Source organism: Paenibacillus sp. GP183, assembly GCF_900104695.1.
Classification (GTDB): domain Bacteria; phylum Bacillota; class Bacilli; order Paenibacillales; family NBRC-103111; genus Paenibacillus_AI.
Genome location: NZ_FNSW01000001.1, coordinates 979570 through 994267 on the forward strand (window position 1 = coordinate 979570; position 14698 = coordinate 994267).

Genomic DNA, 14698 nt, shown 5'->3' on the forward strand with positions numbered 1-14698 from the left:
GGCTCAACCTCCCAAAACTGTGCTAATTTCAGTGAATCTCTGCAAAACTTCTTCCCAATGCAGCTTCATTTCTTCTCTTTCAGCCGCTGAATTCAAATTTTCTTGATGGAAGCTAATTGTGGTCTTACCCGAGCTTGTGGGAATTAGGCGAATCTGGCAGGTTGATGGTCGGGTCCAATTTTCGTTCTGTAATGTCATACGAAGCTGTTCCTTAGGCTTGACTACGCGCATTTCTCCGGAAACCCCTTCCCGGGTTCTGTACTTCTCTCCTTTTTGCAAAGGCAGCGATGACAGATCACCTAACCATATTTGCAATCCTTCTTGCGATAAAATAAGCTGCCATGCCTTCTCCGGAGTTATCGGCAGCGTTCTTCTAACCCCAATTTGAAATCCAGCTGACTTCGTTAACCCAACTGGCTTGTCCATTTTACATCTTCTTCTCCTTCATTTTCCCATGGAATTATCGTAAGATCCGGCCAAAAAGAAATCCATCTCTTCACTTTGATTTCATAGATTTCTTTAGTGATTTGCACCTTGTTGGGACGTATGATTTTAGCGAATATATCATTCGTTCCGAAAGGAGCGTAAACTTTCCATGCATTCTCCACCCGCCTTATACCGATAGCTGTAGCCGAGGTTGGCCAAGTATCAATAGCTTCTTCCAATGATCTATAGGGGTCAATCGCATAACCAAAACGCTGCTCGTACCACAAATGAACCCGTGCTTGGTTCTTGACATCAAGTTTAACATCTAAATCGAAATATAGGTCTCTCACCTGCTCGATAACACGATTTTCTTGCTCAAGGCTAATGTTTTTATCATCGAAATAAACAAAATCATAATCATTAATGCCATATTGTAGCGGCAGTCCCGACAGTTAGTTCCAAACAGTCTGGTTGACACAGCCAGCACCTATATAGTAGTTATCTATATTTAATTGGTGTGCACGATTCAGCAATTCATTCAGAATTGGATTTTTCAGCACAATTTCTATGAGGTTTTCTAATTGGGTTTCACTCATATGATGAGCCTCACAATAAAACTAATTAAATAAGAGGCTGGAATAAGCACTAATTGACCTAGCATTGTCCCTATAAATCGTGAAGTCATCAGTACTACATATATTTTTCCAAGTTGATGGCGGTAATCTTCATTTTTGATGGCTTTATCTGTTATTAATCCTAATTGAGGATCGATAAAGATGGTTAATAATATAGTTGCAATCCCATTGATAATGCCCGAGGACTGAGAAGCTGTAGTGCTGAATTCAGGCAATATATGAGCTGCATATAGAGAAGATAATACACCGACTGTATAAATGGAAGTCACTACAATATTCAAAACTATGAATCTTTTGGGAATGCCCAGAAATCGAAACAAGGAGGGTTTAATCAAATAGTGTTTAGTTTTCTTTAATTGATCAATAGTAACACTAGAGATAAGTTTCGGTAAAGATCCGGCAACCTCCAGCTTGGATATAATTCTTCCAAAAATGCCGACAAAGGTTGGAAATAAGGCAATCGCAATGATAGTTCCTATGGAGGATGCAAGTAATATGAATCTCAAATATCGGATTAATTCAAAGGTCGGATGAATTTTTGCATAATCCACAAATTTAGCCGTCAACGGTGCTTGAATCAAATTCGCCGTTCGTGATATAAGGACAATAATTCCTGTTAATGATAGAGCTACTGCAATCTTATTCATTTTAACACCGGCAAATCTTGCAGAATAAGATAATGTTTCAGCAGTATGAATTATCATGGTCATCACAAACACCACAATCAGACTTTGGGTCATTGAGATTTCATCCCTTTATTTTAGCTGTATGGTTATTAGTTTCGATTTAAAATGGCGAGTTCCTTCCAAGGCTCAATAAAAAGAGCCATCCTTCGCAGATTATATATCCGCGTAGATGGCTCATGTTCCTTATACAAGCTTTGCATCAATAGGGGCTTGTTTCATGTCCCAACTCATCCGCCTGCTGTGCTGCGCGGTTAGCGTCAAGGGAACTGGTCCCTTTCGTGTTTTTGCGGATATTGGCCAGCCCTTCCGAGACGCGCCTTCCATACCCAGGATCTGCCTCGGTGAAATAACCGATCATCTTCTCCTGAATGGTCTGATGGCAGACCTTTAGAGCATTGACCAGATTGTCGATCAGCTCGTCTCGTTCCAAATCCGAGAAGGCACGGTAAGTGTCGCCTGCTTGCTTGAAATCATTGGTCCGTTCAATTTTGGATCGAACAAGCTTGTCATTGTAGGGAGGTTCATGGTCTTTACCCCGCTTTGGCGCTTCCTTTAATCCGTCCAGAGTGGATGGCTCATAATCTATGCTTGGATTTTGGCCTGGCGCAAGATCCACCCGATACTGCATTTCACCGCCGCGTAAATTGGTGGCGACATGCTTCTTTGGAGCGTTCACAGGGAGCTGCTGGTAATTAGTTCCGACCCGGTAACGCTGGGTGTCAGAATATGAAAAGGTGCGTCCCTGCAGCAGTTTATCGTCGGAGAAATCCAATCCGTCGACAAGCACCCCGGTTCCGAAAGCTGCCTGTTCTACTTCTGCGAAATAGTTTTGCGGATTTTTGTTCAAAACCATCTTGCCCACTGGAAGGAAAGGGAACTGCTCTTTGGGCCACAGCTTAGTCGGGTCAAGAGGATCAAAGTCGAGTTCGGGGTGCTCGTCGTCACTCATAATTTGCACACAGAGCTCCCACTCGGGATAATCTCCGCGCTCAATAGCTTCGAATAGATCTTGTGTAGCATGAGCTGTGTTGTTGGCTTGAATTTTTTCCGCTTCTTTTTGCAACAGATTCTTGATTTCTAATTTCAGCGGTTCCCAATGGTACTTGACGAGTACGGCTTGACCGTCTTTGTTCACCCATTTATAGGTATTGACACCTGAGCCTTGCATGTGCCGATAATTTGCCGGGATGCCCCATGGGGAGAACAGGAAGGTTGCCATATGAGTCGCTTCCGGCGACCCGGAGAAAAAGTCGAACATGCGCTCCGGATTCTGCACATTGTTAACCGGATTGGCTCGGAAAGAATGTACCATATCTGGAAACTTCATAGGGTCGCGGATAAAGAAAATTTTCAGGTTGTTGCCGACCAAGTCCCAGTTGCCGTCTTCAGTATAAAACTTGACGGCAAAGCCGCGCGGATCACGGAACGTTTCAGGGGAGTTGCCGCCAAACACAACCGTGGAAAAACGGACGAATACGGGGGTTTTTTTGCCCGACTCCTGAAATAATTTGGCTCGCGTATACTTGGCGACCGGCTCATCGCCAACTTTGCCGTAAGCTTCGAAATATCCATGAGCACCGGCGCCTCTTGCATGCACAATACGTTCCGGAATACGCTCACGGTCGAAGTGGGTGATTTTTTCGAAAAAATTATAATTCTCAAGGGTTACTGGACCTCGCCTGCCAACTGTCCTTACGTTCTGGTTATCTGTGATTGGATGACCCTGACGGTTTGTCAATGTAAGTTCTGTTTCACCTGTCGTCAATCGGGAATCCGAAGAACTACCCGTATTCTCCACAGAAATTCCATTGGTTTCTTCGTTTTTATCTTCGATCAATGTCGCGCCACCTTTCCAATAATCTACCGATCGATGGGTATTTTATCCAAAAGGTTGAAATCTATGCACGATCCAAGAGAAAGAGAATTATCCCGCCAAACATGACTTCTGGCACTGCGACTCAGAAACCATGCTCCTCTGCGTACCTTCTCCAATGTGGACGGCGGCCGTCGATATCGATGAAGCCGTATTCGTCGGATAACCCCCAAGAACTTAACAGTTGACCGGATTTCTCAGCCACCTTCGGATCAGCTGCGATTGCGGCAATCCCCCTAGCAATGAAGTAAGGCGTCTCCGACTGCAGGAAATGGATGTCCTTTTCCGCCGCATCGCGCCAATTCTCCTCCCTCACACCAAAATGCTCCAGCATCGCTTCCGAACGAAGAAAGCCAGGCGTTATCGCAACCGCCGTCACACCGTGAGGCTTCAGATCGGCAGCCATCGCCTGCGCTAGATGGGAAACTCCGATCTTGGCCAGACTGTAGAACAAGTAACCCCGATAGTGATAACCGACGCCATCTGTAATCTCTAGAATAAGGCCGGCCTTGCGTTCAATCATGATGGGAGCCGCATAATAGGCAGTCATGATGTGGGAGTGGACGGCTTGTCGCTGCATCAGCAGCCCGTTTGTCAGAGAGCCCTCCCAGAAGCCTTTGCCCCAATCGGCCAGCGGGTCGCCTCCCCAGACATCATTGACCAGAATGTCCAGCTGACCCTTCTGTTCGCTGCGAATACGCTGGAACAAGGTCACAATCTCCTCTTCCTTCGTATGGTCCACACGTATTGCAATGCCTTCGCCCCCCGCCGATAAAACGAGCTCGGCCGTTTCCTCAATCGTTTCCGGTCGGTTCATCGGAGAACGATCCGCCCGTGTAGAACGGCCTGTCACGTAGACCGTTGCTCCGGCTCGGCCGAGTTCAATGGCAATCGCGCGTCCGGCCCCTCGAGTTGCGCCTGCGACCAAGGCGATCTGGTTGTGCAGCGGTTTTTGTTTCATTGTCATTGCAGGTCCAGCTCCTTTGAATAAAAGTTAGTTGACTCTATCATCTTAGCCCTAGAATCCTGTCACCTGTTGTCATATATATATGCTACAATTAAATTAATTTAGGGGGTATTCAGATGAGGGCGGATAGGCTGTTGCAGATTATGCTGCTGTTGCAGACGCGCAGCAGGATGACAACCCGAGAATTGGCCGAGAGGCTTGAAGTTTCGGAGCGGACCATTCACCGGGATTTGGAGGCGCTAAGTGCGGCCGGAGTTCCGGTCTATGCGCAGCGCGGGGCTGCGGGAGGATGGCGCATGATGGAGGGATATCGTACGGATTGGAACGGATTTCGCAAGGACGAGCTTCTGGCGCTGCTGGCAGGTGAACCCCAGCGGCATTTAACGGACCTGGGTTTCAGGGATGCCTATGAAGCGGCTGTGTTGAAGGTGCTTGCCTCGCTGTCATCTTCACAACGGCGCGATGCAGAATATATGCGACAGCGGGTTTACGTTGATACGGCAGGCTGGCATCAAAGCGGCGAAGAAGCGCCGTGGCTGCCTGTCTTGCAGGAAGCCGTGTGGGAAGGCCGTAAGCTGCGTTTGCAATACGCTTCAAGCGGCGACACGGCATTGAGCGAGCGCGTCGTGAACCCTCTTGGGCTCGTGCTCATGGGCTCACTCTGGTATCTCGTCGCTGTCCGCGATGAGCAGGAGCCACGCACCTACCGCGTCTCGAGAATCAAGGACGCCGCCATGCTCGAGGAGCCGGTGATGCGCCCAAATAGCTTCGACCTCGCTGTCTATTGGCAGCGCTCGGTCGATCGATTTCGCAGCGAGCTTCCATTCTACTCAGCACACGCACTCGTTCATCCGAGCGTCTGTGCTCGGCTCGAGCAGACTCGCTATGTTCGAGTAGCGGCGTGGCTCGAAGGAAAAATAGTCGACGCAGTCTCTTCCGGTCGCCAGTCGCAGAAGCATGACGCCCGTTCTTCCAGAACGGATGCTTTCGTAACTTGGCAAGAAGCGGAGCTGGAGTTTAATACGCTTGAATCCGCACGTGACATCCTCCTTGGATTCGGAGATAAGGTATGCGTGCTGGAACCGTTCGAGCTCCGTGATGATCTGCTGAACGCGGCAAACAACATTACTACTATGTATGACTTTTCCAACAAAAATCCGTAACCCGAAGCGAAATACATATACCGTAGTAACTGGAAAGGAAGAATTCTTTCATGCGTGCTTACATCAAAGATTTACAAAATTTATCTTATGGCGTGCGACGATTCATCCTAAGCGAGATTCTACTTGGGATTGGAATTGGACTTTTTATGCTCGTATTGAATCTTCATTTACTGGATCTTGGAGTAAACGAAGAACAGATTGGCCGAATTTCCTCCGTAGGCGCCTTATTTATGGGAATATTGGGCATCCCTTCAGGTCTGCTTGCTAATTATATGGGACGCAAAAGAATGCTAGTTTCCGGTATCGCAATTATGAGTTTAAGCTACTTGATTTTTGGATTGGGAACTAAGCTTTGGATTTTTTATGCCGCTCAAATGATTCAATCTCTTGGGATTACGCTATTGGTTACTTCCGAAATACAGCTGCTGTTTCGTTACTGTCAATCCAAAAAGGAAGAAACGCAATCGTTCAGCCTTTTGTTTGCTATTTTTACTTTATTTACGGGGTTTGGCACATTAATTGGCGGGATTTTACCGAGATGGCTGGGTGGTCACACATCAATCTATCAAAGCTCGCTGATTGTTGCAGCTGCGATATTATTTGCAAGCGCATTACTTCGTGCAGTCTGGCTGCCAAAGGAATCAACATTCCTCACACCTGAAATAACCAAAGATACCTCAAAGGATCATCCCGATAAAAAACCTCATAAAGAAGTATCGATTTGGATATTATCTATTTTCATATTACTTTCAGGCTTTACTTTTGGCTGGATCGGCAATTTTCTTAATATTATTGTGAAATTCAGAATGCAGTGGAGCGATGAATGGGTTTCACTTGCGCTAACTTTAAACGGATTATTTCTGTTCGCGGGTTCTTTATTCATGCCGTATCTTCTAGCGCGCTGGGGAATTTCCAAGAGCTTTATTAGAGTATATGCTATTAATATCCTGTCGGCTTTCTTACTCTGCCTCGCGCTTCCTAACTCCATTTTTATAAGTATACTTTTCTTGCGAAGCGGATTATTCACCTTGTTGAATAATATGACGGAAAGTCAGTCGATGTCAGCCGTTTCAGAACATAAGCGCAACCTGTTTGCAGGTATGCGTTCTGTCTTTCGCAGCATAGGCCTTGCCGGCTCTACTTATCTCACAGGTGTAATCCTGACGCATAAAAATTATGCGCTGCCCTTTCTATGGGCCAGTTTGGCTATTTTGATGACTCTCGCCTTCTTTTGGATTTGGGTTCGTCCATTGCTTGAGGAAAAATTGGCGGAAAAACAGGAATAGCTTTTATAGCGTATGGGTGTGATCTTTTTTCCTGTTGAAAAAAGGGATGGTGAACGAAAACTTCTTACAGTCGATCTTATTCTTGCCTTCTCTGTCAAAATGAAGCGTAGCATTGACCTCTCCCCCAAGCACAATGACCATGCTGGATAAATAAAGCCAGGTGAGCAGCACAATGATGCCGCCGATGCTGCCGTAGGTTTTGGAATAGTTGCTGAAATTGTTTACGTAAAAGGAGAACAGCAAAGATGTAACGACCCACCCCACTGTTGCAAACAGGGCACCCGGAAGAACATCCTTCACCTTTAACCGCAAATTCGGCAGGAAAAGATAAAGAAAAATAAATGCGATCACCATGACAGGCAGGGGGATGATGTACTGGGCGAATCTCCAAATGGTTTCGAAGCTGCCCGGCAGGTATACGAATTTATAAATTGTCTCTCCAATCAGCTTGCCAAAGATCAGCATAAACAAGGAAAGAATGATCACAATCGCAAGAGCAATTGTAAATATTATCGATAATCCCTGTACCTTCCAATAAGGTCGATTTTCTTCCGCATCGTAAGCTTTATTCAAAGCTTTCAAGACGGCGTTGATTCCGCTGGATGCTGACCAAAGGGTAGCCAGAATCCCGATGGAAAGAAGCGAGCCGCTCTTGGAATTTTGAATTTCCTCGAAGCTGTTCAGTATCATTTGATTGGACAATTTGGGCAGCACTCGCGTAATCGTCGTGATGGCATCTTGCGCATTCATGTCTGTGAAGCTTAAGAGTGAAAGGATAAAGATCAGAAACGGAAAAAAAGATAAAATCAAATAATAGGTAAGCTGAGCCCCCATGGCCGGCACTTCATCATCTTCATATCGGCAGTACATATTTTCAAGAAAAACCTTCAAACTCATACGTTTTTTCTTAAATGGCAAAGGCTTAAGCGGGATATCTTTGGAATTTTTCATGGATATTATCCCCTCTCATCCTTGTATGCTGCTGATCCTTCCTCCTCAATTTTTACCCTGTTTATGAAAACGTGACACAATGAAAAATGGTGTTCTGACAGCATGATGAATAGGATGATAATCAAATGATAAGGATGCTGTAAATTGAGGTAGATGACAATAAAAATTGAGTCCAGCAAGGGGTAAATGAAGCTTATTGTGAAAAGACGTGTTTTACGTCTTACAATGGAAAATTACAGATTATCATTCGAAATAAGCTGTGTTTTACGGTTTACATCAAGGAAACTAGAGGTGCATGTACTAAATAATATGATTTAAGACGCGTTTTGCACTTAATGAAATATGAAAATTCAATATCGAACCAGTAAGACGTGTTTTACGTCTTATTGGAAAACTAAGGCAGCATTCCGCTTAATCGCGGTCGAAATAGGGGCAGTCCCCAGCCATATTCATGGCTTGGTGACTGCCCCTTCTTTGAATACAATGATTAAACGTTGCTCATGTATTGGTTAAGCACCGATTTCAGCAGCTCTTGGCGACCGGACCGGTTGACGATCGGCTTGTTCTGCAAGGCATAGGCTTCCAGGGTACGGAAGCTGGCTTTGCCGGCCACGATGTCAGCGCCGATGCCTGACTTAAAAGAAGCGTAGCGCTCGTCGATCACACTCTCGAGCACGCGGTCCTCGATCAGCTTCGCCGCGACCTGCAGGCCGCGGGCGAAGGAATCCATGCCGGCGATGTGCGCGTACACGACATCGATCGGCTCGAACGACGCGCGGCGTACCTTGGCGTCGAAATTCACACCCCCGCGGCCGATGCCGCCATCGTTCCGGAGGATCTCATACATCGCCAGTGTCGATGTATACAGATCCGTCGGGAACTCGTCCGTATCCCAGCCGAGGAGCATATCGCCTTGGTTGGCATCAATCGAGCCCAAGGCGCCATTGATTCGAGCTACGCGAAGCTCATGCTCGAAGGTATGTCCAGCCAACGTGGCGTGGTTGGCTTCTACGTTCATTTTGAAGTATGGCGCGAGGTCATACTTCTGCAGGAACGAAAGCGCAGTCGCCACATCAAAGTCGTATTGATGCTTGGTGGGCTCCTTCGGTTTCGGTTCGATCAGGAATTGCGCGTCAAAACCGATTTCCTTGGCATACTCGACAGCCATATGCAGGAAGCGCGCCAGATTATCGAGCTCGAGCCCGAGGTCAGTATTCAGCAGCGTTTCATATCCTTCTCTGCCGCCCCAGAATACGTAATTTTCTGCGCCAAGCTCCTTTCCATGCTCCAACGCTTTCTTGACCTGCGCGGCAGCAAAGGCAAAAACATCCGCATTATTCGTCGTTGCTGCGCCATGGACAAAACGGGGATGCGTAAACATATTGGCTGTATTCCATAAGAGCTTTTTACCGCTCGATTTCATGTTTTCCTTGATCAAGGCAACCATTTTGTCCAGATTTCTATTGGTTTCTTGGAGGGTATTTCCTTCCGGAGCAATATCACGATCATGAAAGCAGAAATAGTCCACATCGAGAATTTGCAGCAATTCAAAACATGCTTCCACACGAGCTTTGGCCAAATCCATGCCGGTATAGGAATCCCAACCGCGAGCTGCGGTGCCGACACCAAAGGGATCAGAGCCATTTGCAGTAAATGAATGCCAATACGCTACCGCAAAACGCAAATGCTCTCGCATGGTTTTGCCCAGGATCTCTTGATCAGGATTGTAGAATTTGAATGCTGTCGGATTTGCAGATTGTCTGCCTTCATATTGAATTTTTTGCAAATTTCCAAAATAACTCATGAATCGTCCCTCCGGAATTTTAATAGGATTGCGCTTTCATAAGTATAGTATCATTACCCAAAATCTTTGTAAATCCATTAAACAAACTTAGTTGTAAATGAGGTGAAATCCGTGATAAACTCTTAAATATCACATAAACTGCGGGGGCTTGTATGAAACTGACCGGGGATTTGAATCTTGTCAAAAAAATCAACACATCGATTGTGCTCAATCACATTCGAAGCTTCTCTCCAATTTCGCGTGCACGCATTGCGGAAATGACAGGATTAACAAAAGCAACCGTATCCAGCTTGGTCAATGAGCTTATTGAGAGCCATCTAACCTATGAGATCGGTGCCGGCGCATCCAGTGGCGGACGCAAGCCGATGATGCTGCTGTTCAATAGTACTGCAGGCTATGCCGTAGGCGTTGATCTGGGCGTCAATTATATATATGCCGCTTTGAGCGATTTGAACGGTGCTCTCATCGAAGATTATAGAATTAAACACGACAATGCCTCTCAGGATCTAGTCATTTCCGAATTAAAAGCATGTATCCGCGAAGTCATTGCGCGCGCGCCCAAGAATGCATACGGAATCGTAGGCATTAGCATCGGAATTCCCGGCATTAGCGATGAGCAAGGGAATGTGCTGTTCGCTCCCAACCTGCGCTGGGAAAACGTTCCGCTTCAGCAAATCATTGAAGCTGAATTCCATATCCCGGTAGTCATTGATAATGAAGCCAATGCGGGGGCTGTTGGCGAGAAGCAATTCGGGACCGCAAAATCCGCTTCGAATTTGGTTTATATCAGCATCGGGAGCGGAATCGGTACCGGCATTATTATCAAAAACGAGCTCTATCGGGGATCGTCCGGTTTTTCAGGCGAGATTGGACATATGTCCATCGAGCATGACGGTCTTAAATGTGTATGCGGCAATAAGGGCTGTTGGGAGCTTTATGCATCGGAAAAAGCGCTATTGGATCAAGCACGCCATGTGTTTGGAGATGTCAAATTGACTCTAGAGAAGCTGTTAAGCATGGCTGATGAGGGGAATCAGAGAGTAATTGAACTCTTTGAACAATTGGGAAATTATTTGAGCGTTGGGGTAGTTAACATCATTAATAGTTTGAATCCGGAGATGATCGTCATCGGCGGAAGGCTGGCAGAAGCACAGCAATGGCTGAGCAAGCCATTGCTGAAGGGTTTGAAAGAACGCTCCCTTCCCTATCCCCGAGATCAGCTGCATGTGCTGTTCTCGGAGCTCGGAATAGAGGCCACTGTGCTCGGAGCCTGCTCTATTGCAATTCATGCTTTTTTTGCAGCCAATCCTTCCTGGGTCGAGCTGCAATCTTATTTTCCAACCTGATTTACTTCTGCTTTGCCCTGAGAATGCTCGTATAATTGACGGTAATAACCATCCACAGCAAGGAGCTCTCCATGAGTTCCTTGCTCTACGATTCTCCCCTGCTTCATTACAAGAATGCGGTCAGCTTGCATAATCGTAGACAACCGATGAGCGATCACCAGCGTCGTTCTCCCCTTCGCCACAAGCTGCAGCGCGGATTGGATCAGCTGTTCTGTATGTGAATCCAGATTGGCAGTCGCCTCATCGAGAATCAGAATGGACGGCTTGCACACGACTATTCGCGCAAAAGATATCAATTGCCGTTCTCCGGCCGATAACCCGCTGCCTCGCTCCGACAAGTGTGTGTCATATCCCGCCTTCATTCTCTGGATCAGCGCATCAGCTCCGACAAATTTGCAAGCCTCTATAACTTCCTCCCGAGAAATGCTCGAATCAAACAAGCGAACATTATCTATAATGCTTCCTGAATATAAGAAAGGCTCTTGCTGCACAAGTCCAATCATTCGCTGCAGGGTTTGCTGCGGAATATCCCGTATATCGGTCCCATCAATGAGTATGCTTCCTTCACGCACATCATAAAAGCGGCAAAGCAAGCTCATCAGCGAGCTTTTTCCTGCGCCCGTAGTACCGACAATTCCGATCATTTCACCCGCACTGATATGCAGGTCCAAATCATGGATCACCGTGCTCTCCGGGCTGTATCCGAATTCCACATGCTGATAATCGAGCTTCCCTTTGACCTTTTTCAAGTCGATTTCTTGAGGCGCAGCCGATTCCTGAATCTCGGATTTGATCGAGAACAAGCGCCAAATCCGCTCCATTGCTACAGTCGAGGATTGAAGAGTATTCCACTGCTGAGTGATGGCGTTGATGGGCTGGAAAAATTGACGAATATACGTAATAAACGCATAAAGCACGCCGAACTCCATCGTATGATGAAAAACAGCCATTCCCCCAAGCCAGGTAACAAATGCGATCGATAAGTTGCCAAGTATATCAAAAGAACGGTTAAAGAGGACATTGGTGCGAATTTCCCGCAAATTTGATTTCAAATAGATTTGATTCCGATCGGTAAAATACTGCTCCTGCTTCTTTTCCTGATGAAAGGATTGAATGATATTCATTCCCGCCAGATTTTCAGCCACAAAGGCAATCAGCCTGGATAAATTGGCTCTTGAAATTTGATACGTTTTACGCATATAAGATCGGAAAGCAAAGGCGATGAAGGCGATGATCGGAATTAAGAGCATGCTGTATAGAGCAAGTGTAGAGTCAAGATGAAACATCAGGATAATGATGAACAGCAGGGTCATGCCGTCACGCATCAAACTGAGGAGCACCTGATTGAAAAATTGGTTTATGGTTTCTGTATCCCCTGACACATGGGTAACGAGGCTGCCATTGGAGAAGCGGTCAAAAAAGGACATCGGCAGCTTCGTGATATGCGCAAACAAATCTTTGCGAATCCGGCCGACGATGCTCTGTCCCGCATATTGCAGCAGATTGCTCTGCAGGTAGCTGAAGATGAAGCCGATGATCGATAAAGCGAAATAAATGCCACAGATGATGAATAGTCCAGGGAGATCGTTTTTGCCGGCAAGCAGGTTATCGTCAATTGCGATTTTTACCAAATACGGCTGCAGTAAATCAGCGGCAATGGCTAATACAGTACAAAAGAACACAGACACAAAGGTCCAGCGAAATGGCTTCATATATCCGAGAACCGAACGGAAAGCTGCTTTCCTGTCCTCACGTCCCACTGGACTGGCGCCAATTTCCACCTGCATCAGCGGTCTTTCAATGACCTTTGGCATAGCGAGTCCCCTCCTCTTGGATGGCATGCAGAGAAGCATAGATCCCTTTTTCCGCGATCAACTGCTGATGAGTGCCCTGTTGGACAATGGTTCCATGATCCAGCACAATGATTTGATCCGCATGCTTCAAGGCGCTTATTCGATGCGCGATAATAATCGTGGTTTTTCCTTTTCTCGCTTCTTTTACGTTGCTGATGATTTGCGTCTCGGTGACCGCATCAACCGCGCTGACGCTGTCATCCAGGATCAGTACAGGCGCGTCCTTCAAGAAGCCTCGAGCCAAGCTGGTTCTTTGCCTTTGGCCGCCGGACAAGGTGATTCCTCTCTCTCCCAGCCTGGTTTCATATTGTTCAGGGAAATCCATAATATTTTCATAGATTTGCGCATTTTTTGCCGCTTCTTCCACATGGTCCAGTGTCTCTTCACGGTTGGAAAAAGCTATGTTATCCCGTATCGTCGTACTGAACAGAAATCCATCCTGCGGTACATAGGCAATCTGACTGCGCAAGCTTTCCAAGGTTATGCTGCGAATATCCTTCCGATCCATGCTTATCGTGTGCTCAGGCGGGTCGTAAATACGCAGGAGAAGCTTCACCAGCGTTGTTTTGCCGCTGCCCGTTTTTCCAAGAATGCCTAATGTTTGTCCTGCTGCTATTTCGAGGTTGATATCGTGAAGTGTCTCGTCCCCGGCATCCGGATATGAAAAAGATAATCCCTGGATTTGTATTCCACCCCACCGCTTTCGATCCAGCTGAAGCGCATGCTCGGTCTCCTGAATATCCGGAGGAATCCTCAACATTTTGTTAATGCGATCGAGTGAGGCCTGTGCCCGCTGCATCGTATTGATCACATTGCCGATTTGCTGAAGCGGAGACACGATCATCCGCAGGTATAAAGTAAGCGCGACAAAATTACCTAACGAGATCTTATGTTGAATCGTTAAGTAACCGCCAAAAATAATCGCAATCATAAGGGAAATGGTACCCAGGAAAGGCAATGCAGCCTGGAACATCGAGGACATCTTCACCAAATTCAGTTGATTGTCCCTGATTCGATCCACCTTTTCACCAAAACGCGACTTCATGATCTCTTCAACTGCGAATTTCTTGGTTACGCGTATACCGCCGAATTGCTCCTCGGCCGTCTCTGTCATACTCGCTAACGATTCCTGTACTTCCTTGGATCTGTTACGGATTCTGGGTCCAAAATAAACGACCAGCACTGGAATGAACACAAGCGGAAGTGTACAAACAATAATCACATACGTTGGAATCGAGCTGACCGCCATCATCACCATAACGGAAGCAATCAAGATAACGGCGTTCGTGGTTTGGTTGATGCCCATGGAAATGGATTCACGCACAGAAGTCACATCATTCATCACATAGCTGAGCAGTTCACCCACACCGTGCTTGGAATAGTAGCTTTCGCTCAGCTTCAAAAATTGATCGAACAACCGTTTGCGGGTGATGAATTCAAACACCCGTCCCAGCCTCATAATCGTATATTGCCCAAGCCCTGCCAAAACTCCGAATGAAAGGCCAATCGCGAGTAGAAGCAAACTGGCGTCGACTACGGCAGACTCCGTAATGCCGCCCTTCTGCACTTGGTCGGTAAAATCACCGAGCACCTTGGGATAATTGGCTTGGATGATATTGCCTGCGGCAATCATACATATGGCCAGCGCGTAATAATACCAATGTGAGAATAAATAATCTAACAAAATCCGCTGCTTGCGCATGAAACT

At 46.6% G+C, this 14698-nt stretch carries 13 protein-coding genes; 3 read left to right on the plus strand and 10 right to left on the minus strand.

Going from position 1 to position 14698, the window contains the following annotated elements; translation table 11 throughout:
• Window positions 1-3: 3 nt before the first annotated feature.
• From BLV33_RS04815 to BLV33_RS04835, 6 genes are all read right to left on the minus strand, one after another.
• The gene (locus BLV33_RS04815; RefSeq protein WP_090788777.1) at window positions 4-426 is read right to left on the minus strand and encodes an SRPBCC family protein; all 423 of its coding nucleotides are present in this window, start codon (window positions 424-426) and stop codon (window positions 4-6) included.
• The gene (locus BLV33_RS04820) at window positions 405-878 is read right to left on the minus strand and encodes a nucleotidyltransferase family protein (protein WP_216234837.1); all 474 of its coding nucleotides are present in this window, start codon (window positions 876-878) and stop codon (window positions 405-407) included. Before BLV33_RS04820 ends, BLV33_RS04815 begins: the two co-directional genes overlap by 22 nt.
• A complete protein-coding gene (locus BLV33_RS29655; protein WP_216234699.1) occupies window positions 879-1022 on the minus strand; it encodes a nucleotidyltransferase family protein in 144 nt (47 codons plus the stop codon). It abuts the gene before it with no gap.
• Window positions 1019-1801: a lipid II flippase Amj family protein gene (locus BLV33_RS04825; RefSeq protein ID WP_090788779.1), complete on the minus strand. Its 783-nt coding sequence runs from the start codon at window positions 1799-1801 to the stop codon at window positions 1019-1021. Before BLV33_RS04825 ends, BLV33_RS29655 begins: the two co-directional genes overlap by 4 nt.
• A gap of 145 nt (window positions 1802-1946) precedes the next feature.
• On the minus strand, window positions 1947-3545 hold the full coding sequence (locus tag BLV33_RS04830) for a catalase (RefSeq protein ID WP_253187203.1): 1599 nt from the start codon (window positions 3543-3545) through the stop codon (window positions 1947-1949).
• Between the two features lie 160 nt (window positions 3546-3705).
• Window positions 3706-4581: an SDR family oxidoreductase gene (locus BLV33_RS04835; RefSeq protein ID WP_090798689.1), complete on the minus strand. Its 876-nt coding sequence runs from the start codon at window positions 4579-4581 to the stop codon at window positions 3706-3708.
• 122 nt (window positions 4582-4703) lie between these two features.
• Here BLV33_RS04835 and BLV33_RS04840 point away from each other — a divergent pair, with 122 nt between their 5' ends.
• Together BLV33_RS04840 and BLV33_RS04845 are read left to right on the plus strand one after the other, a co-directional pair.
• Window positions 4704-5750, plus strand: coding sequence for a helix-turn-helix transcriptional regulator (locus BLV33_RS04840; protein ID WP_090788782.1), 1047 nt, complete (start codon window positions 4704-4706; stop codon window positions 5748-5750).
• A 50-nt stretch (window positions 5751-5800) separates the two neighbouring features.
• Window positions 5801-7036 carry an MFS transporter gene (locus BLV33_RS04845; protein ID WP_090788784.1) on the plus strand — a complete coding sequence of 412 codons (1236 nt, stop codon included), beginning with the start codon at window positions 5801-5803 and terminating at the stop codon, window positions 7034-7036.
• Window positions 7037-7039: 3 nt separating this feature from the next.
• Here BLV33_RS04845 and BLV33_RS04850 read toward each other — a convergent pair whose 3' ends face one another.
• Together BLV33_RS04850 and xylA are read right to left on the minus strand one after the other, a co-directional pair.
• Window positions 7040-7987 (minus strand): YihY/virulence factor BrkB family protein, encoded by a 948-nt coding sequence (locus tag BLV33_RS04850; protein ID WP_090788786.1) that lies wholly within the window; start codon window positions 7985-7987, stop codon window positions 7040-7042.
• 487 nt (window positions 7988-8474) lie between these two features.
• Window positions 8475-9791, minus strand: a complete 1317-nt coding sequence (gene xylA, locus BLV33_RS04855; protein WP_090788788.1) for a xylose isomerase — start codon at window positions 9789-9791, stop codon at window positions 8475-8477.
• A gap of 152 nt (window positions 9792-9943) precedes the next feature.
• Between xylA and BLV33_RS04860 the strand changes: the two genes are divergently transcribed.
• The gene (locus tag BLV33_RS04860) at window positions 9944-11137 is read left to right on the plus strand and encodes an ROK family transcriptional regulator (protein WP_090788790.1); all 1194 of its coding nucleotides are present in this window, start codon (window positions 9944-9946) and stop codon (window positions 11135-11137) included.
• On the opposite strand, the gene BLV33_RS04865 is transcribed toward BLV33_RS04860, so the two are convergent.
• The gene (locus BLV33_RS04865; protein ID WP_253187204.1) at window positions 11122-12924 is read right to left on the minus strand and encodes an ABC transporter ATP-binding protein; all 1803 of its coding nucleotides are present in this window, start codon (window positions 12922-12924) and stop codon (window positions 11122-11124) included. The two genes, BLV33_RS04860 and BLV33_RS04865, sit on opposite strands and share 16 nt — an antisense overlap.
• Window positions 12925-12934: 10 nt before the next feature.
• Window positions 12935-14692: an ABC transporter ATP-binding protein gene (locus tag BLV33_RS04870; protein WP_090788794.1), complete on the minus strand. Its 1758-nt coding sequence runs from the start codon at window positions 14690-14692 to the stop codon at window positions 12935-12937.
• Between the last annotated feature and the right edge of the window lie 6 nt (window positions 14693-14698).